The sequence below is a fragment of the Bartonella sp. SL317 genome (assembly GCF_059687655.1).
The window spans coordinates 1,929,811-1,956,546 of sequence record NZ_CM185144.1; the positions used below are offsets into that span (position 1 = coordinate 1,929,811).

24 protein-coding genes, 1 tRNA gene and 1 pseudogene are annotated in these 26,736 nt (G+C 34.7%); 9 read left to right on the forward strand and 17 right to left on the reverse strand.

Annotated elements, in window-relative coordinates; all coding sequences use genetic code 11:
• The first annotated feature begins 126 nt into the window (after positions 1 to 126).
• Genes pcsA through AC6ER9_RS08045 form a run of 3 tightly spaced genes read left to right on the forward strand, consistent with a single transcriptional unit; the run spans position 127 to position 2,417 of the window.
• The gene (gene pcsA / locus AC6ER9_RS08035; protein WP_497074214.1) at positions 127 to 945 is read left to right on the forward strand and encodes a phosphatidylcholine synthase; all 819 of its coding nucleotides are present in this window, start codon (positions 127 to 129) and stop codon (positions 943 to 945) included.
• Between the two features lie 21 nt (positions 946 to 966).
• The gene (locus tag AC6ER9_RS08040; protein ID WP_497074215.1) at positions 967 to 2,013 is read left to right on the forward strand and encodes an enoyl-CoA hydratase/isomerase family protein; all 1,047 of its coding nucleotides are present in this window, start codon (positions 967 to 969) and stop codon (positions 2,011 to 2,013) included.
• Positions 2,010 to 2,417, forward strand: a complete 408-nt coding sequence (locus AC6ER9_RS08045) for a DUF6163 family protein (RefSeq protein WP_497074216.1) — start codon at positions 2,010 to 2,012, stop codon at positions 2,415 to 2,417. The genes AC6ER9_RS08040 and AC6ER9_RS08045 overlap by 4 nt, the downstream gene beginning before the upstream one ends.
• 231 nt (positions 2,418 to 2,648) lie before the next feature.
• Here AC6ER9_RS08045 and AC6ER9_RS08050 read toward each other — a convergent pair.
• The 9 genes and pseudogenes from AC6ER9_RS08050 to AC6ER9_RS08090 form a co-directional block, all read right to left on the reverse strand.
• Positions 2,649 to 3,009: pseudogene (locus tag AC6ER9_RS08050) on the reverse strand (hypothetical protein).
• A gap of 66 nt (positions 3,010 to 3,075) precedes the next feature.
• On the reverse strand, positions 3,076 to 3,891 hold the full coding sequence (locus AC6ER9_RS08055; protein WP_497074217.1) for an MBL fold metallo-hydrolase: 816 nt from the start codon (positions 3,889 to 3,891) through the stop codon (positions 3,076 to 3,078).
• 10 nt (positions 3,892 to 3,901) lie between these two features.
• Entirely contained in the window at positions 3,902 to 4,675 is a 774-nt protein-coding gene (locus AC6ER9_RS08060) for a TatD family hydrolase (protein WP_497074218.1), read from the reverse strand.
• Positions 4,665 to 6,221 carry a methionine--tRNA ligase gene (gene metG / locus AC6ER9_RS08065; protein ID WP_497074219.1) on the reverse strand — a complete coding sequence of 519 codons (1,557 nt, stop codon included), beginning with the start codon at positions 6,219 to 6,221 and terminating at the stop codon, positions 4,665 to 4,667. Before metG ends, AC6ER9_RS08060 begins: the two co-directional genes overlap by 11 nt.
• A 73-nt stretch (positions 6,222 to 6,294) precedes the next feature.
• Positions 6,295 to 7,338 (reverse strand): DNA polymerase III subunit delta', encoded by a 1,044-nt coding sequence (locus tag AC6ER9_RS08070; RefSeq protein ID WP_497074220.1) that lies wholly within the window; start codon positions 7,336 to 7,338, stop codon positions 6,295 to 6,297.
• Positions 7,335 to 7,979, reverse strand: coding sequence for a dTMP kinase (gene tmk, locus AC6ER9_RS08075; protein ID WP_497074221.1), 645 nt, complete (start codon positions 7,977 to 7,979; stop codon positions 7,335 to 7,337). The genes AC6ER9_RS08070 and tmk overlap by 4 nt, the downstream gene beginning before the upstream one ends.
• Positions 7,980 to 8,008: 29 nt before the next feature.
• The gene (locus AC6ER9_RS08080) at positions 8,009 to 9,172 is read right to left on the reverse strand and encodes a D-alanyl-D-alanine carboxypeptidase family protein (RefSeq protein ID WP_497074222.1); all 1,164 of its coding nucleotides are present in this window, start codon (positions 9,170 to 9,172) and stop codon (positions 8,009 to 8,011) included.
• Between the two features lie 1,010 nt (positions 9,173 to 10,182).
• On the reverse strand, positions 10,183 to 10,995 hold the full coding sequence (locus tag AC6ER9_RS08085) for a septal ring lytic transglycosylase RlpA family protein (protein WP_497074223.1): 813 nt from the start codon (positions 10,993 to 10,995) through the stop codon (positions 10,183 to 10,185).
• A gap of 564 nt (positions 10,996 to 11,559) precedes the next feature.
• Positions 11,560 to 11,635 (reverse strand) — tRNA-Lys (locus tag AC6ER9_RS08090).
• Positions 11,636 to 12,889: 1,254 nt separating this feature from the next.
• Here AC6ER9_RS08090 and lexA point away from each other — a divergent pair.
• Together lexA and rimO are read left to right on the forward strand one after the other, a co-directional pair.
• A complete protein-coding gene (gene lexA / locus AC6ER9_RS08095) occupies positions 12,890 to 13,603 on the forward strand; it encodes a transcriptional repressor LexA (RefSeq protein WP_497074224.1) in 714 nt (237 codons plus the stop codon).
• A gap of 728 nt (positions 13,604 to 14,331) precedes the next feature.
• On the forward strand, positions 14,332 to 15,645 hold the full coding sequence (gene rimO, locus AC6ER9_RS08100; protein WP_497074225.1) for a 30S ribosomal protein S12 methylthiotransferase RimO: 1,314 nt from the start codon (positions 14,332 to 14,334) through the stop codon (positions 15,643 to 15,645).
• A gap of 511 nt (positions 15,646 to 16,156) precedes the next feature.
• On the opposite strand, the gene ttcA is transcribed toward rimO, so the two are convergent.
• The 4 genes from ttcA to AC6ER9_RS08120 all read right to left on the reverse strand — a co-directional run bounded on the left by ttcA (position 16,157) and on the right by AC6ER9_RS08120 (position 19,744).
• Positions 16,157 to 17,035, reverse strand: coding sequence for a tRNA 2-thiocytidine(32) synthetase TtcA (ttcA, locus tag AC6ER9_RS08105; protein WP_497075328.1), 879 nt, complete (start codon positions 17,033 to 17,035; stop codon positions 16,157 to 16,159).
• A 263-nt stretch (positions 17,036 to 17,298) separates the two neighbouring features.
• Positions 17,299 to 17,916: a 30S ribosomal protein S4 gene (gene rpsD, locus AC6ER9_RS08110; RefSeq protein WP_012231733.1), complete on the reverse strand. Its 618-nt coding sequence runs from the start codon at positions 17,914 to 17,916 to the stop codon at positions 17,299 to 17,301.
• A 170-nt stretch (positions 17,917 to 18,086) separates the two neighbouring features.
• A complete protein-coding gene (murI, locus tag AC6ER9_RS08115) occupies positions 18,087 to 18,914 on the reverse strand; it encodes a glutamate racemase (protein WP_497074226.1) in 828 nt (275 codons plus the stop codon).
• Positions 18,914 to 19,744: an RNA methyltransferase gene (locus tag AC6ER9_RS08120; RefSeq protein ID WP_497074227.1), complete on the reverse strand. Its 831-nt coding sequence runs from the start codon at positions 19,742 to 19,744 to the stop codon at positions 18,914 to 18,916. The genes murI and AC6ER9_RS08120 overlap by 1 nt, the downstream gene beginning before the upstream one ends.
• Before the next feature lie 301 nt (positions 19,745 to 20,045).
• On the opposite strand from AC6ER9_RS08120, the gene sfsA reads away from it, so the two are divergent.
• From sfsA to radC, 3 genes are read left to right on the forward strand one after another with little or no spacing between them, the layout of a single operon-like run.
• Entirely contained in the window at positions 20,046 to 20,762 is a 717-nt protein-coding gene (sfsA, locus tag AC6ER9_RS08125; RefSeq protein ID WP_497074228.1) for a DNA/RNA nuclease SfsA, read from the forward strand.
• Positions 20,755 to 21,585 carry a type I methionyl aminopeptidase gene (gene map, locus AC6ER9_RS08130; protein ID WP_497074229.1) on the forward strand — a complete coding sequence of 277 codons (831 nt, stop codon included), beginning with the start codon at positions 20,755 to 20,757 and terminating at the stop codon, positions 21,583 to 21,585. Before sfsA ends, map begins: the two co-directional genes overlap by 8 nt.
• Before the next feature lie 17 nt (positions 21,586 to 21,602).
• Entirely contained in the window at positions 21,603 to 22,397 is a 795-nt protein-coding gene (gene radC, locus AC6ER9_RS08135) for a RadC family protein (protein ID WP_497074230.1), read from the forward strand.
• Positions 22,398 to 22,439: 42 nt separating this feature from the next.
• Here the strand turns inward: radC and AC6ER9_RS08140 are convergent, their stop codons facing one another.
• From AC6ER9_RS08140 to AC6ER9_RS08155, 4 genes are all read right to left on the reverse strand, one after another.
• Complete coding sequence (locus AC6ER9_RS08140) at positions 22,440 to 22,652, reverse strand: DUF3126 family protein (RefSeq protein WP_497074231.1); 213 nt, start codon at positions 22,650 to 22,652, stop codon at positions 22,440 to 22,442.
• Positions 22,653 to 23,200: 548 nt separating this feature from the next.
• Entirely contained in the window at positions 23,201 to 23,974 is a 774-nt protein-coding gene (locus AC6ER9_RS08145) for an alpha/beta fold hydrolase (RefSeq protein ID WP_497074232.1), read from the reverse strand.
• A complete protein-coding gene (locus AC6ER9_RS08150) occupies positions 23,971 to 24,483 on the reverse strand; it encodes a DUF192 domain-containing protein (protein ID WP_497074233.1) in 513 nt (170 codons plus the stop codon). Before AC6ER9_RS08150 ends, AC6ER9_RS08145 begins: the two co-directional genes overlap by 4 nt.
• Positions 24,484 to 24,724: 241 nt before the next feature.
• Positions 24,725 to 25,300, reverse strand: coding sequence for a cold-shock protein (locus tag AC6ER9_RS08155; protein ID WP_497074234.1), 576 nt, complete (start codon positions 25,298 to 25,300; stop codon positions 24,725 to 24,727).
• A gap of 300 nt (positions 25,301 to 25,600) precedes the next feature.
• Between AC6ER9_RS08155 and AC6ER9_RS08160 the strand changes: the two genes are divergently transcribed.
• Positions 25,601 to 26,734: an ABC transporter substrate-binding protein gene (locus tag AC6ER9_RS08160; RefSeq protein ID WP_497074235.1), complete on the forward strand. Its 1,134-nt coding sequence runs from the start codon at positions 25,601 to 25,603 to the stop codon at positions 26,732 to 26,734.
• Positions 26,735 to 26,736 lie beyond the last annotated feature (2 nt).

Below are 26,736 nucleotides of genomic sequence, written 5' to 3' on the forward strand. Positions count from 1 at the left end.
GCTCTCTTTTTATTGTATGAAGCTCTTCTATTATATTATTAATAAATAATGCGATATAAAAAAGTAACCTTTTTATGATTTTTTTTATGCTGATTCATATCATGGATAAAAATGGCGTATTGATAAATGGATGAAGACTTTAAAAACGAGGATAAGAAAACCTTGAAACGTAAACTAACAAAAAAAATCAAAACAAATGCTAAATTATTACGCCATAAAAAAGTAACAATGCCACAAGCAAAAGCTTTTTCTGTTCATTTACTAACAGCTTCGGGATCATTTTTAGCGTTTCTTTCTCTTATATCGGCTTCTCAAAAAGAATGGACAGCTATGTTCTGTTGGCTTGGACTTGCACTTCTCGTTGATGGTATAGATGGACCCATTGCACGCAAACTTGATGTAAAATATGTACTTCCAACATGGTCAGGAGAGCTATTAGATAATATCATTGATTATGTAACTTATGTTTTAATTCCTGCTTTTGCACTTTATCAAAGTGGTTTTATGGGAGTAGGGCTCTCATTTTCATTGAGTGCAATCATTGTTATTTCATCGGCTATTTATTACGCAGATACGGGGATGAAAACCAAAGAGAACTTTTTTAAAGGGTTTCCAGTTGTTTGGAATATGATGATTTTTACACTTTTTGTCGTAAGACCAGAGGAGTGGATTACTTTTACCATCATTGTTTTATCGGCCATTATATCTTTCTTGCCAGTTTATTTCATTCATCCCGTAAGAGTTCTTCGTTTGCGGAGAATTAATTTTACAATTTTTCTCTTATGGTGTTTTTTTGGTGTTTCTGCATTTTTTTATCGCTTAGAGGCTCCATATTGGGTTAAAATAGGAATTTCAATAACAGGAATTTATATATATTGTATTGGCGCGATCATGCAGATATTTCCTCAGCTTGGAGCAAAAAATATAAAAAGAACAATAAAATAGTTTTTTAAGAAGGGGCGTGAGATGCAAATTGATTTTGGAGCAGGTGATGATATTTCTTTTACGAAAGAGGGCTGTGCTGGTATTATAAAGCTTACACGCTCTTCAGCATTAAACGCTCTTAATCAACGAATGGTTTTCGCTTTAAAAAAAGCTCTCAAGACATGGGAAACAGATGATGAGGTGTCTTGTGTCTTAATTGAAGGGGAAGGGCGTGCTTTTTGTGCTGGTGGAGATGTTGTAGAAATTTATCATATGGGAAAAAGTGCTTCTGCTTATGAATATTTTAGGGATGAATATAGTTTAAATGCTTATATTAAGCGTTTTTCAAAGCCCTACATTTCTTTTTTAAATGGTATTTGGATGGGAGGAGGGGTAGGCATTTCGCTGTATGGTTCCCATCGAGTTGTTACAGAAAATACAGTTTTTGCTATGCCAGAAGGGGCAATTGGATTTTTTACAGATGTTGGTGCAAGTTTTTTCTTCCCCTCTCTTCCCAATTATTTTGGCGTCTACCTTGCATTAACTGGTGCACGTATAAAATGGGGTGATTGCTTAAATTTGGGGTTAGCAACACACGCTGTTCCTGAAGTGGAATTCGATGTGATTAAGAAAGCAATTATTGAGAAAGGAAATCCTAATTTAGCTTTAGACGAGCGCGCAATTATAAGAGACTATGAAACGAGTCATGAAATACGTGATATTATTAACACTTGTTTTAGTGTCCAGACATTAGAAGAATGTCTTGAATCTCTTCATAAAAAAAGTAATGAAGGCATTTTATTTGCTCAAGAATGTTATGATATTTTACAGTCACGTTCCCCGATAAGTTTAAAAGTTATCTGGAAACAAATGAAACAAAATACGCATCGGACTTTGGAAGATTGCATGAAAATTGAAAACCGCATTGCACATCATATGATTAATTCACATGATTTTCATGAAGGAATACGTGCTATGTTAATTGATAAAGACAAGACGCCTCGATGGCAGCCAGATAAACTTTCAGATGTCACAGATGAAATGGTAAATTCTTACTTCCAACCTGTTGAACAAGAGTTATTATTGTGAAAAACAATTCACATAAACGGATTTCAAAAATTAACTTAATTTATAACTGTTATTTACGGTTTTTGGCGCTTATTTGCTTGAGCTTGAGTATTTTTTATTGGATACGCCTTGTTGGTGTTTTTCCAGGTGTTTTGTGGCGGTTTGACCTTATGCCTTGGCAGTGGCAATTTGCATCAGCTATATTGGCTATTCTCTATCCTATTGCCTTGATTGGACTTTGGATGTATTCGCTATGGGGCATTATTTTATGGTGTAGTGCAGCATTGATTGAAACAATAACAATCTATTATTCTAATTTTATTGATCAGCCATTTGTACCATTATTTCATGGAATATTATTTTTAGTCTTTGTGATCCTACAAATTATGATGATTTTCTTTAAAAGAGTAAAAAATAAAAAATGATATCGTCATTAACTTTAATGAAAAATATTTATAGAAAATAGTGATCATTAACTTTTGATGCCATAAGATTTATTTCCTCAAAAAAAGTTCCATAATATATATTATGCGATAATATGATAGAGAAAAAAACTCTAACCCAAATGAAGAGAATATGTTCTTAATGGTCTTTAAGGTATCTTCCTTAAAGACCAAATAGTTATCATGAAATACCGTATTATAAATTAAGAAAGATTATCGTGCTATCTTACAACGTTTCATACGCGCAAGATCACTCAAAACAATATTACGATTATTTAAAGCTGAAATTTCATTGCTTTCGCTTGATTTTACATCCATAAAAAACAAAGCTGGTACAAATATAACACCTGCTGCCGCTAAAGCTACGTTTTTGTTTCTTGCTTTAGAACGCTCTGCAATTGTATCATTAATCTGGCGTTTATTCGCATAAAACTCCCGTTGAATATCAGCGCAACTCATTCTTCCGTCATGTAATGTTGTCGTTGAAATATTTTTTTCTAAACGCCCCCTACAATCCTGTTAAGGAAACCGCTAAAGCCACAACACACATACCCCGCTTAAAACTCTTATGTATAAAAAACCTCATTTTTGACATAAAAAGACCAATTACGACAAAAACGAAACAAAATAAAGGGTAATTTTAAAAAAGTGCTTTTGTTTCAAAAATAAGACCTTGATATGCAGGCTTAACATGTGGTGGAAGGTAATTGATAACCTCATTGTAATCTAGAGATCTATCCATATGTGTCAGTATGGCTTGTTTGGGCTTTAAATATTCTATCCAGTGTAATGCTTGATCAACAGAAAAATGACTCGGATGGGATTTAAATTGAAGAGCTTCAATGATGAGGACATCCAAATCCATTAATTTAGATAATGTCTTTTCAGGAAACTCACTTACATCTGTACAATAGGCAACATTACCAATACGAAAACCTAAGGAATGAATGTTTCCGTGGTATTGTAAATGCGTCTTGATGTTTATTGTGCCACCCTGCCCTTGAATAATAAATTGGCTATCTTCATCGATAAGATGCTCTTTTAAGATGGGGGAATAAGATGAATCTTTTGCTGTTTGAAAACAATATCCAAAAGAATTTTTAAGATGCTCTAGTGTAAAGCTGTCGGCATAAATATCGATTAAACATTTTTGTGCAAGTGCATAACTGCGCAAATCATCAATACCGTGAATATGATCTGCATGAGAATGGGTGTAAAGAGCAGCATCAAGATGGTTGACATGCGCATCGATCATTTGTGAGCGAAAATCTGGACCTGTATCAATAACAATCGTTGTTTTTTTTCCTGATGGTTTAATGCGTTCAACTAATAAAGAACTCCTATAGCGTTTATTTTTAGGGTTATCCGGATCACATGCTCCCCAATCACCATTGGGCCGCGGGACTCCTGGAGAGGGACCACAGCCTAATATTGTAAATCGGTATTGATCACACATAGCTTTTACCTTATTTTATTTTTCTAAATAAATTAAAAGCATTACGCGTTGTTACTTGAGCTGTTTCTTCAAGACTTAAGCCAATTGTTTCAGCCAAAATAGCTGCAGTATAGCGTACAAAAGATGGTTCATTGGTTTTCCCCCGATGGGGAGTGGGGGCTAAAAAGGGTGCATCTGTTTCAATCAGCAACTGCTCATGGGGCACAATTTTTGCTATTTCACGAATTTCAAATGCATTTTTAAAAGTAAGAATACCTGAAAAAGAAATATAACCACCAAGTTCAATGCCCGCACGAGCAAGCTGCATTCCAGATGAATAACAATGAAGAATAAAGGGAAAAGTCCCTTCTTTTATCTGTTCGCGTAGGATTTTCTCCATATCGATATCTGCATCGCGTGAATGTATAACGAGAGGAATCTGTGTTTCTCGAGAAGCAATGATATGTTCTTGGAAAACTTTTTTTTGCTCTTCTGGTGTCGAATAATCATAATGGTAATCAAGTCCCCCTTCCCCAAACGCAACAATTTTAGGGTGATCTGAGAGCTGTATGAGTTCTTTGGCTGTAATATTTTGTTCCTCATGCGCATGATTGGGGTGTGTCCCAACAGAACAAAAGACTTGATTATAGCTTTGCGCAATGGCTAATAGCTTATCTAACTTATGAACATGAGTTGAAATTGTTATCATACGTCCAACGCCAGCATCCAAAGCCCGTTGGATAACATTATCTAAATCTTGTGAAAAATCTTCAAAATCAAGATGACAATGTGTATCAATGAGCATGAGAATCTTCTTTCTTCAAGATATAACGAGGGAAAATTGGTTCTGGTGGTGGAAGATCAATCCCTTCTTGAATTTTTGCATGAGCTATATGATACAACAATCGATCATTTTCAGCAACTGCAAGGCTATCAAGAAGCTTTGTTGCTGACTGGGGAATGAAAGGCAAAAGCATAATTCCTATTTGTCGCAAGATTTCTACAGTTATATAAAGAACTGTAGAAAACCGTTCTGGATCATTTTTCCGTAAACTCCAAGGTTGTTCGTTGGCAAAATAGCGATTGGCATCTGCTACAATTGAAAAAATAGCTGAAAGGGCTAAATGCATACTATGAGAAGACATCGCTTGGTGTACAGTTTCAAGAACTTGAAGAGACTGTTCTAAAAGCTGTTTATCTTGAACTAAAAATGCAGCGGGTCTAGGGACTTTTGCCTCACAATTTTTGGCAATCATAGATAAGGAGCGCTGTGCTAAATTACCAAGATCATTCGCAAGGTCGGCATTAATACGGTTTACAAGGCTTTCATGGCTATAACTACCATCTTGTCCAAAGGGCACTTCACGAAGAAGAAAATAACGAACCTGATCAAGACCATAATGATCAACCATTTCAAAAGGATCAACAACATTTCCAACAGATTTTGACATTTTGGCACCACGATTAAGTAAAAAACCATGTGCAAAAATATTTTTAGGCAGTTTAATTCCAGCAGACATTAAAAATGCTGGCCAATAGACGGCATGAAAACGAATAATATCCTTACCAATAATATGCGTATTGGCAGGCCAAAAATCACGTTTTTTTGAATCTTCGTTGAAAAAATTAATTGCTGATAGATAATTTGTAAGCGCATCAACCCAAACATACATCACATGTTTAGGATTTTCAGGAACAGCAATTCCCCAATTAAAGCTTGCTCGTGAAATAGAAATGTCTTTTAAACCAGATTTGATAAAACTTATAATTTCATTACGCCTCTCAAGAGGAGCAATAAAATTGGGATGTTTTTCATAATATTCAAGAAGGGCTTTTTCATAGCGAGAAAGTCTAAAAAAATAACTTTCTTCTTCATTCCATTCGACGGGAGAACCTAATTCCTTTTCGCGACGAATATTGTCTGGCCCAACTTCTGTATCTTTCTCTTCATAATAGGCTTCTTGGCGAACCGAATACCACCCCTTATAACGGCCGAGATAAATGTCGCCATTTTTTTCCATTTTTTTCCAAATTTCTTGACAAGCTTGATAATGACGTTCTTCTGTCGTACGGATGAAATCATCGTTAGAACAATTTAATACCGCAAGCATTTTTTGAAACACAGCACTATTACGATCTGCAAGTTGCTGAGGTGTCATACCCAATGCTGCTGCGGTTTGTTGCATCTTTAGACCATGCTCATCTGTACCCGAAAGAAAAAATACTTTTTTTCCGTTTAAGCGTTGAAAGCGGGCTAAAACATCGCTTGCAATGGCACTATAGGCATGTCCAATATGCGGCGTACCATTAGGATAAAAAATAGGAGTTGTTATGTAATATGTGTCACGCATGTTATACCCGTTGTAAAATGCCATAAATAGATATAATGACATAATGTCTGTTTATCATATTGTCACGGAAAAACTAATCCTCATGAATGATCTTATGAACTCTAAAAAGTAAGTTAATAACAAACTGCTTCTTATCGAGATTAAACAGTTGTATTTCCTCTATTTCTTGATGTATCTCTTGCCATTTTTGCGCATATTTTTTTGAGAGAAATAAGTTTCCTTTTTCAACGAACGTGATAGCTTTTTGTTGAATTTTATCAAGAATTTCATCACAAAACTGTTGAAATTGGAATGAGGAAGAAACAGATGAAAATGTTTGTGCAAGAGTGTGTACAAGTGTTGCGTTACAAACAGGTTGCTCTAGGAGAGCATCAATCGTTTTAATAATTTCAAGACCGTCATGGCAAATAAGTAAAGCAGCTTTTCGGGGACTTCCTTTAGATTTTTTAATAATCATTTCAATCGCTTTTTCATCAGATAAATCCTGGTTGGAAAAAATATGTGTAATGACTTTTTTCATTTCATCATAATTTAACGGGCGAAAAGAAATTTTTTGACACCGTGAATGAATGGTTGGAAGTAATTTTCCTGAGGAGTGCGCGATAATAATAAAGAGCGTCTTTGCAGGAGGTTCTTCAAGTATTTTAAGGATTGCATTGGCGGCATTTCTATTCATATCATCTGCGCAATCAATAATCACAATACGCCATCCATTATCTTGCGATGTTCGGCTTAAAAAATGCAGAATATCGCGGATATCATCAATGAGTATTCCTGTTTTAAACTTTTGTGTTTTTACATCAAATCGGCGCGAAATATACAAAAGACCAGGATGGCTTCCCTGAGTTATTTGGCGCCATGAAGTAGAATGAGGATCGGGTTTTAGAAAATCCCCTTTTTGAGAACTTAAAATATTCCAAGCAAGGTGAAATGCTAATGTGGCCTTTCCAATTCCATATTCTCCTTCAAATAATAACGCATGATGCAAACGCTCTTCTTTAAGCATTTGTGCCAAAAAATGACGAACATCTTCATGACCAAAGATAATATTATTCTGGGACGGAGATAAAATTGTATCAATATCATCATATTGGCGTAAAATATTTATATTACTCATGAAAACTGATCCAACAATCTCTGATGACAAATATTTTTGATTTGATGCGCAATGGTTTCTACTGAAGCAGTCGCATCAATGACTCGAAACCTATCGGGTTCTTGTTTAGCCAATTGAAGAAAAGCTTGACGCCTTTGTTCTTGAACTTCCAATTGATCTTTTTCAAAATAATCGATTTTTTCTGTTTTTTTTCTTCGCAAATTTGCACGCTTCATACCAAACGCTGCTGGCATATCTAATAAAAATGTTAAATGAGGCATGATACCATTGAGTGCAACACTCTCTAAAACAGAAAGAAGAGAAGGATTGACAGCTTCATTAAGTCCTTGGTAAACGCGTGTAGAATCAATAAAGCGGTCACATAAAACGATTTTATCTTTTTGCAAAGAAGGTGCGATAATCTCAGCAACATGGTCAGCGCGTGCTGCTGTAAACAAAACAGCCTCAATCAATGGTCCGTACTGTTGTACCTGCCCCGACAACAAAATATGCCGGATTGCTTCTGCTCCTGCTGTTCCTCCTGGTTCTCGTGTTATAACAACATCATAACCTTGGCATGTGAGAGATTTAGCAAGTAAAGAAATTTGCACTGTTTTTCCTACCCCGTCCCCTCCTTCGAATGTAATAAAATAACCTGACACGTATGAACCTTAATCTTATGAGTTTGTAATTACAAATATTTCCGTAACCATCCAATTGTTATTTCATAGAATGCATCTTTTACTTTTGTAAAGAAACTTCCTTTTTGAACATTTATTCCGGCAAAAACCGGTTTTTCCAAAAGAACCTTGTTATCTTCTAAAATTTGAATGACTCCAACGGATTGTCCTGAAACGATAGGAGCTTTCAATGGACCATGATATTTAATTTTTGCTTTAACATTAACTTCTTTTTCATTTGAAAGCATAAAACTTATTGGATTTTTGACAATCAGTGGAACAAAATTTTGCGTTCCACCATAAACAGAAGCACGACCAACCACTTTTCCTTTTGTGAAAATCGTTTTGAGATCAAAAGCTGTTATTCCCCATTGAAGAATGTGTTCTATTTCTTTTGTATGTTTTTTACCATCTTGCAACCCATTGATTGCTAAAAAAAGACGCCGATGATTTTTATAAATGGTGGTAACCATTGAAAATCCTTCTTTTTCACTGTAGCCAAAACCAAATCCTTCTACACCAATTTCCTTAGAAATAAGAGGATTTTTATTTCGTTGAAAAATATTATTCCAAGTAAAATGAGGTTCACGATAAAGTGCATAATAATCAGGATATTCCTGAGCAATATGACGCGCTAATATAATCATATCGCGCACTGTTACAAATTGTCCCTCTTCTGGAAGTCCTGTTGCATTAACAAAATGGCTTTGAGATAATCCAACTATTTTAGCGCGCTGATTCATCAGCTGTGCAAAATGAGCCTCATCTCCTGATATTCCTTCAGCAAGGATAATAGCAGCATCATTTGCATTGACAATAATTAAACCACGCAAAAGATCAGAAATACTGATTTGTGTCTTTATCTTTGCAAACATAGTAGTTGTACCGGAAGGGGCCCCACCCTTGCGCCAAGCATTTTCACTAACTTTAAATTTTTGTGTATTCCTTAACAATCCTTCTTTTAACTGATAAAAGACGACTTCCGCTGTCATCAATTTTGCTAATGAAGCAGGAAAAAAAGGAAGATCACTTTGTTTTTCATAAAGTATTGTTTCTGTATCATCATCGAGTAACAACACTTGTGAGGCAGAAATTTTAAAGCCTTGCGCTTGTCCCCACGTGTCAAATGCCAATATTCCCCATAAAATTAATAAGATCCTTAATGCTATACACATGAGCCCTCCTCTCATTCAAAGATCAGCAGAATCTACTATATAGGAAAAATTCTTCTTATTTCCGCAAATTAAGGAATTATTGACAATTTAAGAAAAGATTTTATTTTCATTCAGTATGAACAAAAATACAAGGATGTACTTTTTATCTTCTACGCAAGAGCTAATTTTAAAGCATAAAAGACAAAAAGGCTATTTATTGCTAGTATATTGATTTATCTATGCTAAATGATCATTTTTCTAACTTAAATCTGACCAAAATACTGTAATTTTTTCTCATTAGCCCCCCTTTGAAACAATTAAATTTGCTTTTTACTCTTCAGAAACAAGATTAGTATAGGGATAAAAATTAATATTATCAAAGAGATAATAAAAATACTTTTTATAAATCTCTCAAGTACTAAGAATTATTGCAAAACATAAGAACTTTGAAAAATGTATGATGCTAGTGGTTTATATCTTTCTACCTGTAAAGAGTGTGATGCTTAATCTGTCATAAAAATGGCCGGATAGTTATATTTTTCATGAGTTTGGTATGAAAGTCAGGTATACTTCCTTAAAATGAGCACGTATGAATTGGCAATACAAAAGTGTATTTGTTTGAGATGTTTAGTTGACATGAAGGGTGTTACTGCATTAAGAAATCAATAAAAGGTACGAGGAAATGTGTAATTTCTTCATGAGATATTACCTTGGATGTTTTCGAAGATTACAAAGTCGAATCAAAAGAAAATATTTCCTTCCTTTTGGACTTCATATTCTTTTCCAATTAGATTGTATAACCGTTTTTAGAGATTGTACAAACAGCTCACAAAATCCACTTGCCTATCATTGAGAAAAAGCTGTCATAGCAGAAAAAATTATGCGCTCTATTTAGAAAGCAAGAATAAACAAGTACCATCCTAGCAATAGATTGGAGAGACTTTCTAAATTATTCATAATAACACTTAACTCTGATCTTCTTTATCGCTTTTTATTTGAAAATGATATTGATCAAAAATCAACACTTTTTCTTAAAACGGTTGTAGCCAATTGAACTTTGTTTTTTTGTTGAGCTTACTTATAGAAGCAACTTGATCGAATGGAACGGGCTTATCAGCCATGATAGGACCAACTTCTGGCAATTTCACTGCAATAGTTTTTCTTCTTTTCGAAATATTTTCTAACGCTAATGAATATGAGGGAGCATTTCCAGGAGTATAAGAAGCCATTAAATATGCACCATCATAGTGGCCAACGGGAGCTTCAGAAATATACTCTACTTTAACATCTGCGACCCCCTTATCTACATAACCAAGGATTGCTGCAGCTTGTTTGGATAAATCAATGATACGGTCTTTCATAAAAGGTCCGCGATCATTCACTCTAACAATAAGTGAAGATCCATTTTTTAAATTAGTAACACGAGCATAGCTAGGCAAAGGCATTGTAGGATGAGCAGCCGTCAAAAGATTCATGTCATAAATTTCACCGTTAGCCGTTAAACGCCCATGAAAATCTGAACCATACCATGATGCTTCGCCAACACGTTTATAGGTTGGATCATGTTCAGGATAATACCATTTCCCTTTTATTCGGTAAGGTTTACCAACAACGGCCCGTCCACGTTTGTTTTCTTTTGATTGATTTTTCTTATTGGACATTTGCTTTGGTAGAACAGAAGTATCTACGTCAATTGGTTTATTATAATGGGAATCTTTTATTGAAAAATGTGCAGTTTGGCTTGCGCAACAAGATGCCAATGACTGAGAAATAACGATCATAGAAAATAATTGAAGTGTCGGTTTAATAATAGAAGCAAAATTCTTTTTATTTTTTGAAGGCATTTATTCAGTCCACTTATTTTTGTTAAGTACTGCTGTAAAAAAAACGTCACGCTCTCTGCACACGAGAGGACAATTCACGTTTCTAAATAATTTCTCTCGCTCTCGCGCATACACCACCCTTAAACCCAGCCTTCTATCAAAAAATTAACATATTGCTAACCATTTTGTGACTTTCATAGGAAATAAATGCACTATGTAAAAATGTTAAAAAATAAAAAATAAAAAAATCAATACGTTAGTGAAAAGTCATCTCATAATATAAATTGTGAATAAGTATGATGATTTGCTTATTTCATCTAATATAGAGAGTATAAAAAAATCAAACCATGAATTGTGAAAACGAGCAGCCACATCTGCTATCAATTCAGATGTCATTGCATCATGGAGTTTAAAGCACTTTTGGTTTAGACTGGAGAATATTCTATCAAAATGTTTGATGGAAAACAGTTGCCTGAAGAATCAATAAAAAACTCAAAAACAATTAGGATAGTTAAAAAAACTAAAAGGAATCGAAGCAGCAAAGATTCTCTAAATTTTGTATAGGCTATTGGTATTATTTAAATTTGGTGAGCGCGCAGGGATTCGAACCCTGGACCTACTGATTAAAAGTCAGTTGCTCTACCAGCTGAGCTACGCGCTCTCATACAAGCTATCTAGTTTGCAGAAAGTGAGGGGAACATACGGTTGACTTTTCATTTGGTCAACACCTTTTAAAAAAAAATATTATTATTTTTTCTAGTTATCAATAATTTTTGTTTTTTCTCCCTTTCCTTATCATAGCATAGTTACTCTTTGATCTTCTTTTGAAATCTCGATAAAAATAATTTAACTATAAAAATATCTCATAGATTTGAAGCACTAAAATTATAAGCTCTCCCCTTTTTCTCCTTACATGGGCAGTTGAGCATCATGGGGTGAGTAGAAAACACTCTTTTTTATCGCCTCATGTTTTAGTTTTCAATTTTTAATATGCATAAAGATTAATATAACCTATTGATTTTTTTTAATTTCTTTATCATCTCGAATGAGAGATATCAAATACTGCGAGGTTTTCGCATTTCAAATTGTTGTATATTGAAACAATAAAATCATTTGTTTGGCCAACATAAGGAGAAGAATAAAACGATTAAAAATGAAAATGCTTCGTGTATTTCTTTTTAACAACAAAAACTTATCGTAACATGAAGGTTGGGAAAAGTAGTATGATGCTATAGGACTGTTGAAATGTGAAGATAGCATTGCTCAATAGGTTTTATTGTAGTGGTAAGATTATTTTGATGGAAGCAAGCATCAAGCATATTGAGAGATATTCTTTAAAAAAAATATTTGAATGTGAAGTAAGGGCATTTTGAGGATGCGACTTTTTATTCATGCAAAATGATTCTATAACGAAAGTCAATTGTTCTATAAAATGAAGAAGATATGGAACAAAAAAAATTTAATCTCATTGAAAATATCAAATATGATTATACGTGACATTCATTATTGTAGCTGTAGATCATTGAACTAAAAAATAAGAAAATAGAAATGATATGCAAATTTTTTAAGTTTTTATACGAGAAATTAAAAAATACATAGATCTATTAAAAATAGAAAGGCGATACTGATCATAACTTTAGTTTCGGATAATTCAATCAGAGTTATAAAATATTATTTTTTAAATATTAATGTATTTTAATAATATATAAAAATATTATGATACCTTTATTAAAGTAAAATTTTATAATTATCACACATTAAATATGTATATAAATAAACATATTGTCTAATTAACTTTATATATAAGATAAAAATTAAGGAAAATAATTTTGATTTAGCTCAAAAAATGTAGAATTATTTTATATACATGTATTTTTTACGGTAATATTTTTTATTCTTTTGATTGGAACACTGAATGCTAACATGTAAACAATATGAGCTGCTTTTATTTATTCACAATCATATAAAAGAAATTGGTGTTTCTCCTTCTTTTGAAGAAATGAAAAATGCTTTAGAACTTTCTTCAAAGTCTGGCATTCATAAGCTCATGATAGCCTTAGAACAACGAGGTTTTATACGTCGTTTACACAATCGTGCTCGTGCAGTGGAGGTGATTCGACTCCCTGAAAAAATAACATTTAACCTTTCTCTAGCACGTAAGATTTCCCCTAGTATGATAGAAAAAAATAAAAGGGAAATATCAAAAAACTTGACTAATCCTGATAATTTAGAGGTAGAGAAAAAACAAAATACTACCATTCCTATTATGGGACGTATTTCTGCGAGCGTGCCCGCCTCTGCTATCCTGCAACAAATAAGCACACTTTCTCTTCCACATGATATGGTTAATAAAGGTGAACACTATGCATTAGAAGTTAAGGATAATTCTATGGCGGAGGCTGGTATCCTTGATAAAGATACGATTATTGTCAAACGTCAAAATACAGCAATATCAGGTGAAATTATTGTCGCATTTATTGATAAAAAAGAGGCAACATTAAAACGTTATCGACGCAAAGGAACCTCAGTTGCATTAGAAGCCGCTAATCCTCATTACGAAGCGCGTACATACAAATCCGAACGTGTAGAAATACAAGGAAAACTTACCGGACTTATTCGTAAATATTAAAAAATAAACCTATATACGCGATAGATATTGCAATAAAATGCAGCATAAAAAACTACGGAGTGTTTTTTGATATTATTATGCTATCTATACGTAGTTGATTTTCTTCCTACAGCTAAAAATGTGCCTCAATCGGTCTATAAACAATCAAAATCTCTGTTGAGCGAGTTTCAACTTTCCTCCCTCCCCTTCCCTCTTATATTTTTTACTTAATGCAAGGCTCAATAAGTAAGCATAAATATATTGATTTATAATGATAATTTAGTGTTATTCATATTGAATTAGACATTCAAATAACATAAGCTTTTCTCATTTCAAATCTCTCTATCTTGATCAATCAAAATCACTTGTTTGCACGTCAAAAGCGGGGTTGGCGTGTGGGTGAAAATTGTATAAGAAAGAGCTAAAAATGGCTTTTATGAACTGTCTTCCGTGCCAAGGTTTGTTGGCAACATTTTAGAGCTAGCAAATAGTGCGATGATGCCGGTTTTTTTTAATATTCAGCACGTACCTAAAAAACTTGAATGCTTTAAGGGGCTGTCTTATATCATCGTCCTTAATAAAAATATTTGACAGCGCAATAAGATAAAATTGTAAGCATACACAAAATATTATAGAAAAAAATCAAATAAATTTGTAACAGATTGTTATGTATAAAAATAAAGCACATTTATTGACTTTTTAAGTCAAAAAAATGGAATGCAATCGTTCATCATAATTATAGGGTTATCATGGTCGCTCCTCGTATTAGTTTTGTTTCCCTCGGATGTCCAAAAGCACTCGTAGATTCTGAGCGAATTATTACAAGCCTCCGCTCTGAAGGGTATGAAATTTCACGCCAACACCAAGGGGCTGATGTCGTTATTGTGAATACCTGTGGTTTTCTTGACTCTGCCAGAAAAGAATCATTAGACAATATTGAGGAAGCTCTCAAAAAAAATGGAAAAGTTATTGTAACAGGGTGTCTTGGTGCTGATCCTGATGTTATTCGACAAACATACCCTAATGTATTGGCCATTACAGGACCCCAAGCTTATGAAAGTGTTATAGAAGCTGTTCATAAAGCGATTCCTCCCGTTCATGATCCTTTTCTTGATTTAGTTCCTCCCCAAGGGATTCGTTTAACACCTCGCCATTATGCCTACCTAAAGATTTCTGAAGGATGCTCTAATCGGTGTAGCTTTTGTATCATCCCTACACTGCGTGGTGATCTTACTTCACGCCCCATCAGTGACGTTCTTCGCGAAGCTGAAAAACTCGTACAAGCGGGTGTAAAAGAACTTTTGGTTATTTCGCAAGATACGAGTGCTTATGGTATTGATCTGAAATATCTCGAAAACTCTTGGAAAGATCGCACAATTAAAACAAAATTTTTTGATCTGTGTCGCGAACTAGGCGATATGGGGATCTGGATACGTATGCATTACGTTTATCCTTATCCTCATGTGGATGAAGTTATTGAACTTATGGCAGCTAAAAAAATTCTCCCTTATCTGGATATTCCTTTTCAGCATGCATCACCGACTGTTTTACGTCATATGAAACGTCCTGCTCTTATGGAAAAAACAAACCGTAGAATTGAAAAGTGGCGAAAAATATGTCCAGATCTCGCTTTACGATCAACATTTATTGTTGGGTTTCCAGGCGAAACAAATGACGATTTTAATATGTTGCTAGAATGGTTAGAAGAAGCAAAAATTGAACGCGCTGGATGCTTTAAATATGAAGAAGTAAAAGGAGCTGTTGCAAATGATTTGGGATTAGAAAATATTCCTGAAGACGTAAAAGAAAACCGCTGGCATCGTTTTATGGCAAAACAACAACAAATTTCTGCACATCTTTTAAAGAAAAAAATTGGAAAAAGACTCCAAGTGCTTATCGATGAAAGTCAAGGAAAAGTAGCCAAAGGACGAAGTCAATATGATGCTCCAGAAATAGATGGTGTTGTCCATATATCATCGCGACGCCCCTTGCGTGTCGGTGAATTTGTCACCGTTAAAATTGAACAATCGGATTCTTATGATCTTTATGGTATAGCTGTTTGAAATTTTGGCTTTTTCTTTTCTCAATGCTGAAGATTTCTATCCGTATCGGTTAGAAAATTGTTTTCCATGATAGAGTCTGAATTACTTATATAATTTACTTCATGAGAATTTGCGGACAATCCCTGTCCTTAAGAATTTCTAGACACTCTAAAAATATTTAATTTAACAAGAAGTTAGCTATTATTTTGGTTGATCGTCATTTTAAATGACAGTGTTTTACGGCACAACAAGATAAGATAAAACCTACAAACCTCTTTCGTTTTTATTTTAAAAAGCGTAAATCAAGAATCATATTATTATTGGACTGTCATTGGTTATTTAAAAAAGCTTTTTAAATTGTGTTTTATGCATATCAGAGCGTCGCTTACGATATCATGGGGACTTTTTATGGATACAATATAAGAAAATTCGAAATAAAACGCCTATGGCTGTTAAATTGCAAAGCAATAAAATCATTATAAATAAGTATCTTATCTCAAATTCTTTAAACTTATTTTTTAATATCTCATTTTTATGAACATGTTTTAAAATCAAAGAATTTCTTATCGAGTAAGTGACTTGGACGCACATTCGTTAAAGCGCGAATCATTGTATCTTTACGTCCTAGCATTTGTTTTTCGATATTTTTTAACATTTCTTTCATGGCATTACGTTGTAAACCATCTTGGCTACCGCAAAGATTACAAGGAATAATCGGAAATTGCATTGCTTGAGCAAATTTTTCCATATCTTCCTCAGCGGCATAGACAAGAGGACGTAACACAAAAAGATCTCCTTCATCATTTTTAAGTTTGCCAGGCATAGCGGCTAATCGGCCCCCGTGAAACAAATTCATAAAAAATGTTTCCAAAACATCATCTCGATGATGACCAAGAACTAATGCAGAACACCCCTCTTCACGTGCAATGCGATAGAGATTACCACGTCGCAATCGAGAACAAAGTGAACAATATGTCTGTGTTTCTGCTAATTTATCTGTAACAATGGAATAAGTATCCTGATACTCAATACGATAGGGAATTTTATAAGAGCTTAAAAAATCTGGAAGAATATGTTTAGGAAATCCTGGTTGTCCCTGATCAAGATTACAAGCAAGAATTTCAACGGGTAGAAGACCACGCCATTTTAAATCTAAAAGAAGTGCTAATAAACCATAAGAGTCTTTTCCGCCTGATAAAGCGACAAGCCATTTTTTTCCAGTAGAGAACATAGAAAAATCATCCAAAGCTTGTCGCATATGACGCAAAAGCCGCTTGCGTAATTTATTAAACTCCACATTTGAAGGAGCCCGCCGAAATATGGGATGACAATTATCTTCTTCGCTTGCCAAAAGATTATCTTTCTCTTTGTTTTCTTCTATTGCCTGATATTCAACGAAAACATTATTCATAAGACTATGTCCTGCACAAGTAATAGCTTGTTTTGCAAAGACAAAAACAAACATAAAGCAAGTTTATATTTATATTTTTTGAATTTATAAAAACAGATACGAAAAAAAGAAATGGAACTATATAAGCCTATAACACTAGAATAGTGTAATAAACTCAACATAGAACCATTTCCAAAACACTTCCTAACTTCAAAGATTATAAAAACAACACAATAGTTTGAAATTATAACAATAGAAGAGAAACAATTTTTCTTATAGAAAAATTATCGAGAATAAAATTCAACGACCAGATTAGGCTCCATTTGCACAGCATAAGGGACATCTGCAAAAGCAGGAATACGTGTAAAGGTCGCTTTCATCTGTTTATGATCTGCTTCAATATAATCAGGGACATCACGCTCTGCCAATTGCACAGATTCTAAAACCAAAACAAGTTGTTTTGATTTTTCCCGAACCTCAATAACATCACCTGGTTTACAACGATATGATTGAATATTTGTACGTCGTCCATTTACATTCACATGACCATGATTAATAAATTGGCGAGAAGCAAAAATGGTAGGGACAAATTTTGCACGATAGACAACAGCATCCAAACGAGATTCTAACAAACCGATAAGATTTTCACCCGTATCACCCCGACGACGAGCAGCTTCCACATAAGTTTTATGAAATTGTTTTTCTGAAATGTCGCCATAAAAGCCTTTCAACTTCTGTTTAGCGCGCAATTGTACTCCATAGTCAGAAAGTTTTCCTTTACGGCGCTGTCCATGCTGACCTGGACCATAATCACGACGATTGACAGGAGATTTTGGACGACCCCAAATATTTTCCCCCATACGTCGGTCAATTTTATATTTTGTTGTTTCGCGTTTACTCATCGCATTTCCTTTTAAATAAAACACGAGATCTTAAGATCCCAAGGAAACGCGCCCTCCTCTGCCTTTAATGCTTAAAGACTGACAGAATAGCTTAACATACCAACATGCAAAGTTATTCACGGGACACGTCAATGATTGCTATTTTCTTGAGAGAAAAAGCTAAAGCATCTTTATTGCTCTCGTATCCCAAAGTCAACTCCTTTTATAAGCTTTAAGCCAAACCCTTTTAATAAATACTCCGTTGAAGATGTGAACTTTTTCGATGTTAGCAACGCAAAATCTTGATATTTTTTTATGGGTTGCTGATGTATTTTGTCCGAAAAGGGCAATAATGATCTGATATGTTTGGCAATTGCTTTTGCTGGATCAATCCATTTGACGGACCATAAAGCTTGTTCACGAAAGAGTTTAATCAAAAAAGGATAATGCGTACAGGCTAAAACAATAACATCAGTATATTTACCATCTTTTTCCACAAAACATGGTAAGATTTCTTTTCTTAACTCTTCTGAATCAATAGGTTTTTCCCGTAAATAATCTTCAGCAAATCCAGCAAGTTTTTCACTTCCTACAAGTTGAACATGACACTGTCCAGCAAACGCGTTAATCAATTCATTTGTATAGGCACGTTTAACGGTCCCAGGAGTTGCCAATACAGAAATAAAACCAGATTTTGTTTGTTCAGCAGCTGATTTAATTGCAGGAACCGTTCCGACAAAGGGGACATGCGGAAAGTTTTGCCGTAAATCTGCCATCATCAGTGTAGAAACAGTGTTGCAAGCAATTACACATAAGGAAGGGTTATAGCGTGTTAAAAGATTTGTAAAAATCTTTAAAATGTGCTCTTTTAAAGCGCTTTCTTCCCAATTGCCATAGGGGAATCCTTCATCATCAGCCACATAAATAAATTGTATTTCAGGGATAAGAGTGCGCGCTTGTCTCAACACTGTTAAACCACCAATACCACTATCAAAAAAAAGAACAGGCCGTTCATCCATCAATTTTCACACTTATTTTTAATTTTTTGACGATCACGTTCTTCAGGAGCTCTACTACCCCGTGGATATTGTGGAGAAAAATGATCTAATGAAGATATAACGCCTCGCAATAAGCGAACCTCAGATTCACTAAAGTTAGCGCGCGTAAAAACAGAGCGCAAATTTGTAAGCATAACCTCTTTTCGTTCTCGGGGTCTGAAATACCCACGGATATCCAAAGCTTCTTCTAATTGAGATAAAAAACCATGAAACACTGTTTTATTTGCAGGCTCCATCTCTACGGCACGAAATGCCGTATCGTTCACGTTTTCTAGACCTGCTTTCATCCATTCGTAAGACATCAAAAGAACCGCTTGCGCGATATTAAGTGACGCAAAAGCAGGATTAACCGGAAAAGTAATAATTTCATCAACAAGGCTGATTTCATCATTTTCTAATCCCCATCTTTCTCTTCCAAAGACAATACCTGTTTTATGTCCGATATTTTCACGCTGACGCAGTACATTTGCCGCTTCTACAGCACTTTTTACAGTTTTAAATCCACATCTTTCACGGGCTGTTGTTGCAAAAACATAGTGTAAATCTGCAATTGAATCACGCAATGTGTCAAAAATTACAGTGTTGTTAATGACATGATCTGCTTTACTTGCAGCAGCTATGGCTTTTTCATTTGGAAATGCTTCTCGAGGTTTGACGAGCCGAAGTTTAGAGAGTCCAAAATTTGCCATTGCCCTTGCGACCATACCAATATTTTCAGGAAGCTGCGGTTCAACTAAAATAATAATGGGACCATTTGTTAAATTTTTACGATTTTTATTCGTTCCAGCCATCAACTTTACCTAGTGCCATTTAACGATTTCTTTTTTCACTATTTTTTAATACAATATTCTTCATAGTACTTGAGTATTTTTAATGGCAAATTATAAACAATATTATTTTTTACTTAAAGAGTGTAAACTCCCTCCTCATAATAAATTTAAAAAGCCCTTAAAGTACACGATGGGGTTTGTAACAATTTATATAAGATATCGTAGCGTTTTTTTACATTAATTTTATCTTTTTTAATAAAGAATAGCCCCTATAAATCATAATCTCAGTTGAATTATGAAATTATAAACCCTAAAAAAGAGTATGCACTTTACGCCCAAACTTTTTCCTGCAAAGCTTATCCGTCGTTATAAACGTTTCCTTGCAGATGTTAAACAAGATGATCAACATGTCTTCACCGTGTCGGTACCAAATACAGGATCAATGCTTGGATTGACAGATTTCAACGCCAATATTTGGCTTTCATATCATAAAAATCCTAAGAGAAAATATGCCTATCAATTAGAAATTGTTGAATCCGATAATAGTTTGGTTGGCATTAATACCACTTTACCGAATAAACTTGCATTAGAAGCTATTCAAAACGGATTGCTACCAGAATTAAGTGGATATAAAACAATTTTAAAAGAACAACGTTATGGAAGACAATCACGCATTGACTTTCTTTTACAAGATGACAGTCTTCCTGATTGTTACCTAGAAGTCAAAAATGTTCATTTTATTCGCCAAAAGGGATTAGCAGAATTTCCTGATACCGTAACAAAACGGGGAGCTCGTCATCTTGAAGAACTCATACAAATCGTAAAACAAGGAAAACGAGCGGTGATGCTTTATGTTATTCAACGAGAAGATTGTACAGCTTTTTCAATTTGTCATGATCTTGATCCACTCTATGGACGTCAGTTTGATTTAGCATTAAAATCAGGGGTAGAATGTTATGCTGTAAAGTGTCACGTAAGTGTAGAAGGTATTTTTCCGATTCAGAGAGTAAAAATAGAAAACAGAAGAAACAATGACTGAATATATTGAATATAATAAAATCCCTTTAAAATTTAACGGGAAAATTCGCATTTTCGATGATTACGCTTTTGCTAAAATGCGTGAAGTTGGTCGTATTGCTGCAGAATGTCTTGATGCACTTACGGATATTATTAAACCTGGCGTCACGACGCAAGAAATTGATGATTTTGTATTTACTTTTGGAGCCCAAAAAGGTGCTCTTCCTGCTGACTTAAATTATCATGGATACAGCCATTCATGTTGTACATCCATTAATCACGTCGTCTGTCATGGTATTCCCAATAAAAGACCTTTGCAAGAAGGCGATATTGTGAATGTTGATGTGACCTTTATTCTTGATGGCTGGCATGGTGATTCAAGCCGTATGTATCCTGTTGGAAAAATCAAACGTGCTGCAGAACGCCTGTTAGAAATAACCTATGAAAGTCTTATGAAAGGAATCGCTGTCGTTAAACCTGGAGCGACGACAGGTGATATTGGTGCTGCCATTCAACAGTATGCAGAATCTGAACGGTGCTCAATTGTGAGAGATTTTTGCGGACATGGTATTGGTCAGCTTTTTCATGACGCTCCCAATATTCTCCATTATGGAAATCCTGGAGAAGGAATCGAATTAAAACAAGGGATGATATTTACCATTGAACCTATGATTAACCTTGGTAAGCCACACGTTAAGATTTTATCTGATGGTTGGACTGCCGTTACTCGTGATCGCTCTCTGACAGCACAATATGAACATACAATTGGTGTTACAAATGAAGGGTATGAAATATTTACACAATCGCCTAAAAATATTTTTTATATTCCAAATTTGCAGATCTAATGCACTGTAGAGGTGTTATGGCTAAAAAAACAAATCAAAAGGAAGATATTCAAAGTAATAACTTTGCATTAACATCAAGCTCTCCACTCATTCCAGTATCAGAAAGAAAAAGTAAAGAACCTAAGACAAGTGTACAGCTTGATAAACATTATCAAGGACATCGTGAACGTCTTCGAAAACGCTATTTAAAGTCAAAAGGAAATGCAATTGAAGATTATGAATATCTTGAACTGTTGCTTTTTCGTACGATACCCCGCGCAAATACAAAACCGATAGCTAAAAATTTGTTAGCACGTTTTGGTTCATTAGCTGATGTACTAGGAGCTGATATTCATCGACTTCAAGAAGTTCAAGGATGTGGTCCCGCAACGGCAATTGATTTAAAAATTATTTCAGATGTTGCTGGACGTATTGCTCGTGCGCAATTATTTAAACGTGATATTTTTTCATCATGGGATAAGGTATTAGCTTATTGTAAAGCGGTTATGGCTCACGAGACACGTGAACAGTTTCGTATTTTATTTCTCGATAAGAAAAATGGCTTACTTGCCGATGAGGTACAACAAATTGGAACGATTGATCATACTCCTGTTTACCCTCGTGAAGTTATTTCTCGCGCTTTAGAGTTGTCTGCATCAGGACTTATCTTAGTCCACAATCACCCTTCTGGCAATTCCACCCCCTCTGATGCAGATATAACAATGACATATAGATTAAAAGATGCGGCAAATGCACTAGGCATTACGATCCATGATCATCTTATTATTGCACGACATAACTATACAAGTTTTAAAGCATTAAAACTTGTATAAATCTTATGGGGAAAAGGATTTTATTCAAAGATGAATAGAAAATCAATTTTCTAAATCAATATCCAATATAGCCATTGAGAAATTATAGGATAGCTCATTTTCATCTTCATCTCGATAGATAACGCCTAAAAACTCATCCCCCATATAAACCTCACAAGAATCATCCTTTTTAGGTCGTGCTCTGACTTGCAATGCTGAGTTTTGGAATGTATTTTTTAAATAATTATCAAGTTTTTTTATTTCATCAGCATTCACTATGCTCTCCTTTTTTTGAGATGATTAAAATAATTGTGTGCCGCGTGAATAAGACACTCCTATGATTCTGTAAAGCCAGTAAAAAAGCTTAACCTGAATATTTTCTTAATATTATATATATTTATAGATCTTTCTTTAGATATTCATAAAGAGCTTTTATAAAAGGATTCTATCATTGTTAAATATATCCGTATAGATAAAAAAGTGGCAGAAAACTGTATATTTTAAATAATTTTACTTTATCTCCAACTTTAGCATCTGCATTTGTGATTCATATTGGTAAGAAAAATTAATTAAACCTTTATAAATTTGTTCTTTCTATAAAAGAATTTAAATAATCATAATTTTTTATTTAAAAATGCATTTTAAAACAAAAGATATTGTTACATTATCCAAGATAATATACAAAATAAGCAAATAAGAGTTTATTTCTCTTCCTATTTTGCATAGAAATTTACGTCACAATGGAAAAACTTTAAATAAGTTTTTCAGTTTATATGCAATAACGAATTAAGTATTTTGGTAAATGCTAAAATCTAAAAAAATTCTTATTTTATAGGGTAACGAGAAAGAAAATCGATCACACCTTTTTTATAAACTTTATCGCCTACAGCAAGCATATGATCTCGATTAGGAATCGATAAAGCTTCACCACAAGGCAACAAAGCTGCTAATGGCTCTGCAGCACCGCCAATCTCATCTAATGAACCAACGGCAACAAGTGCAGGTTGTTTAATTTTATAAACTTCAGATGCCGTTAACTCTTGTTTTGATGTGATAATACATGCAGCCAGAGCACGTCTATCGCTTTTCGTTTGATCAGCAAATTTACGGAACATTAAACCACGTGGATTAGTAATAGTAGAGGGATCTTCCGCTAAAAGAGCTTCAGCAACTGGTTCCCAATTTCCTGCTCCTGTTACCATACCAATCCCTAAACCACCAAAAATAACACTGTTTACATATGTCGGATGCAAAAGAGCCATAAAAGCACTAATACGAGCTCCCATAGAATATCCCATAACATGGGCTTTAGATAACTCTAAATGCTGTAATAGTCTTACTGCATCGCTCGCCATAGCCTGAGGTGTATAAAAGTTAGGATCATAACTTTTAACTGAATCCCCGTGACCACGATTATCTAGTGCAATAACGCGATATCCTGCTTCAGTAAGAATACGAAACCAACCCGTTGCATACCAATTTACCCGCGCAGAAGATCCAAAACCATGGATCAATAAAATAGGCGCGCCTTGCCCTTCTTCTCGATAAGCAAATCGCAAACCATCATATTCAAAAAAACGAAGATCTTCAGCTGTCATTTTTTATTGCACTCTCCACAAAGAACAGGATGAATAACACGCTGCCCTTTTTGTATCTGATTTTTAGAAACTTCACCAGCATTAATCTCAAGAGCAAAAGCAGCGGGAACGCCCGATGAAATAGTCTTTTTTGAAAATGGAGAAGTATTTTCAATAATCGATACAATAATCCCTTCAGAGTTTAAAAAAATCATATCTAAGGGTAAAGGTGTATTGGCCATCCACATAAAAAACTGTTGTTCATCTTCCGATTGATCGTTTTTTTGCTGCTTAAAGAGCATGGCGCGATCACGTGGAAAATCAGTTCGATACATTAAACCAGCTGCTGCTTGAGAGGGCGTAAAAGCAAGCTCTACCTTATAAGAAACTGTACCGTGCTTTGTGTGTATTTCTAAAGGAATTGGATGAACAGGAATCTCGATAGGCTCTTTTGCGACAGCAACGTGCATTTCTAACATACAAAGTATTGTCAATAAAATAATATGCCCTTTTTTAAAAGGCTTTAACATTCTCGTCTCCACCATAGAATTTTTTTAATTTTGTTTCTAAAATAAAAAACACCAGCACTTTAAAAGCCCAAAAAACAAGAGAGCTATTCCTTATATTTAGAATATGCACATTTTTTTCATTTACTTTATTAAATTTATGAGAGCCATAATAAGAACACTTCTCTAGCTATTTACGCAATAGCCCCCCTTTTAAAACACAGAAAAATACTGATTTTACTTGTAAAGTTCAATGTGCAACGATTTAATGTGTCGCAAAAGGAATCCCTATATCTGGATAAATTTCCGCTGTCATCAAACCTTTTTCCCCTTTACCAAAACGGACAAGAACAACTTGTCCCGAACGAAGCTCGGCTAAACCAAAACGGCGCAACGTTTCCATATGAATAAAAATATCTTCTGTCCCCTGCCCACGGCTAAGAAAACCAAAACCTTTATCACGATTAAACCATTTAACAATTGCACGTTCTAGTCCACTTTCTGGCGTAACAACAACATGCGTACGGGCTGGAACTTCCGATGGATGAACCGCTGAAGAACAATCGATGGATTTCACCTGAACACACTTTAATCCTCGTTCCGTTTTTTCCACAGCACAAATAATTTTAGCACCCTCCAAAGCTGTTTGAAAACCATCCCTTCGCATCACTGTAACATGTAATAATATATCAGGAAAATTAGGTAAATCAGGTACAATAAATCCATAACCCTTACTACCATCAAACCACTTAATGACACCACTGATTTCGATAATCTCCCCACAAGCACCTACACTATCCTCAGATAGGGAAAAATCCTTTAATGCATCCTTACTCGTCATAATAACGTGATCCTGTAGCTTATAAATTGCACAATATTGATTCTCAAAGCTTAAGTAAACATTGCTCTTGTATCAACACGCAAGCCCCAAGATAAGATTTCCCCATATTGTCGTATCACTTAAAGAATATTTATAAAATTATTTGATTGTACGCTTTACATATCTTACAAGGAATGCCCTGCAAAAAAGGTCATATAAAGTTTTTTTACATAATGATATTTTCATGAATGTGTAACTTGCATGATGATGAAGTTCAATATAAAGTAAAAAAACGACAATTTAATTCAAGGAAGATGCGCAATGCAATTGAAGAAAGTCCTTACGACAATCACAGCTTTTATGGCATTTACAGCGAATGTTTATGCGAATGAACCGATCAAAATTGGTGTTTATCTTCCATTAAGTGGTCAAAATGCCTTTGGAGGTCAGCTTGAAATTCGCGGTATCGAATTAGCCCATAAACAAGTTCCAGAAATTTTGGGACGTAAAGTAGAGCTTGTTATTATTGATAATAAGTCTGATAAAGTAGAAGCAGCTAATGCTGTTATGCGTTTAACAGCAAGTGAAAAGGTCAGTGGAATCATTGGTAGCTATGGTTCTTCACTCTCGTTGGCGGGTGGTGAAATATCTGAAAAAGCGAAGACTCCAACCATTGCAACGTCCTCGACGAGCCCCCTTGTTACGCAGGGTAAAAAATATTACTTCCGTGCTTGCTTCATTGATTCTTATCAAGGGAAAGGAATTGCAACCTATGTAAGTCAAACTTTACATGCAAAAAAAGCCGCTATTCTTAAAGATATTTCAAGCGATTATGCCATTGGTCTTTCAAGTTACTTTACGCGTGCTTTCAAAAAATTAGGTGGTGAAGTTATCGCAAATTTAAATTATAATTCTGGAGATCAGGATTTTTCTGCTGTTCTCACGCAAATTATCGCGCAAAAACCTGATATCTTATTTATCCCGTCTTATTTTTCTGAAGGTGCCATTATTATGAAACAAGCCCGAGAATTAGGGGCAAAGTTTCAAATCATAGGGGGAGATGCTATGGATAATCCAGAAACGGTTACGATTGCAGGAAGTGCTGCAGAGGGTTTTTTACATACAACACTTCCCTATAGTGAGGATATGCCCAATATGTCAGAAGCAGCGCAAAGATTTACAGAAGAATGGAAAAAAGCTTATCCTGACAAAGAGCCAAATATCAATTCAGTTTTGGGGTATACGAGTTATATGATGTTCATGAAGGCTATTGAAAGTGCTGGTAGTGCTGATCGTGAAAAAATTACGATTGAATTGAGTAAATTAAAAGACTTTCCAACACCTTTTGGTGATATGTCGATGGATGAAAATCATAATCCTAAAATTCCTATTGGTATTATTAAAATAAAGAATGGAAAACGTGTTTATTTAGAAGAGGTTAAACCTGCTTTTTAATT

Bases quoted from the DNA above. Each gene is read 5' to 3' on its own strand.
- pcsA (WP_497074214.1), top strand. From the start codon at position 127: ATGGATGAAGACTTTAAAAACGAGGATAAGAAAACCTTGAAACGTAAA.
- AC6ER9_RS08040 (WP_497074215.1), top strand. From the start codon at position 967: ATGCAAATTGATTTTGGAGCAGGTGATGATATTTCTTTTACGAAAGAG.
- AC6ER9_RS08055 (WP_497074217.1), bottom strand. From the start codon at position 3,891: ATGTGTGATCAATACCGATTTACAATATTAGGCTGTGGTCCCTCTCCA.
- AC6ER9_RS08060 (WP_497074218.1), bottom strand. From the start codon at position 4,675: ATGCTCATTGATACACATTGTCATCTTGATTTTGAAGATTTTTCACAA.
- metG (WP_497074219.1), bottom strand. From the start codon at position 6,221: ATGCGTGACACATATTACATAACAACTCCTATTTTTTATCCTAATGGT.
- AC6ER9_RS08070 (WP_497074220.1), bottom strand. From the start codon at position 7,338: ATGAGTAATATAAATATTTTACGCCAATATGATGATATTGATACAATT.
- AC6ER9_RS08080 (WP_497074222.1), bottom strand. From the start codon at position 9,172: ATGTGTATAGCATTAAGGATCTTATTAATTTTATGGGGAATATTGGCA.
- AC6ER9_RS08085 (WP_497074223.1), bottom strand. From the start codon at position 10,995: ATGCCTTCAAAAAATAAAAAGAATTTTGCTTCTATTATTAAACCGACA.
- lexA (WP_497074224.1), top strand. From the start codon at position 12,890: ATGCTAACATGTAAACAATATGAGCTGCTTTTATTTATTCACAATCAT.
- rimO (WP_497074225.1), top strand. From the start codon at position 14,332: ATGGTCGCTCCTCGTATTAGTTTTGTTTCCCTCGGATGTCCAAAAGCA.
- ttcA (WP_497075328.1), bottom strand. From the start codon at position 17,035: ATGAATAATGTTTTCGTTGAATATCAGGCAATAGAAGAAAACAAAGAG.
- rpsD (WP_012231733.1), bottom strand. From the start codon at position 17,916: ATGAGTAAACGCGAAACAACAAAATATAAAATTGACCGACGTATGGGG.
- murI (WP_497074226.1), bottom strand. From the start codon at position 18,914: ATGGATGAACGGCCTGTTCTTTTTTTTGATAGTGGTATTGGTGGTTTA.
- AC6ER9_RS08120 (WP_497074227.1), bottom strand. From the start codon at position 19,744: ATGGCTGGAACGAATAAAAATCGTAAAAATTTAACAAATGGTCCCATT.
- sfsA (WP_497074228.1), top strand. From the start codon at position 20,046: ATGCACTTTACGCCCAAACTTTTTCCTGCAAAGCTTATCCGTCGTTAT.
- map (WP_497074229.1), top strand. From the start codon at position 20,755: ATGACTGAATATATTGAATATAATAAAATCCCTTTAAAATTTAACGGG.
- radC (WP_497074230.1), top strand. From the start codon at position 21,603: ATGGCTAAAAAAACAAATCAAAAGGAAGATATTCAAAGTAATAACTTT.
- AC6ER9_RS08145 (WP_497074232.1), bottom strand. From the start codon at position 23,974: ATGACAGCTGAAGATCTTCGTTTTTTTGAATATGATGGTTTGCGATTT.
- AC6ER9_RS08150 (WP_497074233.1), bottom strand. From the start codon at position 24,483: ATGTTAAAGCCTTTTAAAAAAGGGCATATTATTTTATTGACAATACTT.
- AC6ER9_RS08155 (WP_497074234.1), bottom strand. From the start codon at position 25,300: ATGACGAGTAAGGATGCATTAAAGGATTTTTCCCTATCTGAGGATAGT.
- AC6ER9_RS08160 (WP_497074235.1), top strand. From the start codon at position 25,601: ATGCAATTGAAGAAAGTCCTTACGACAATCACAGCTTTTATGGCATTT.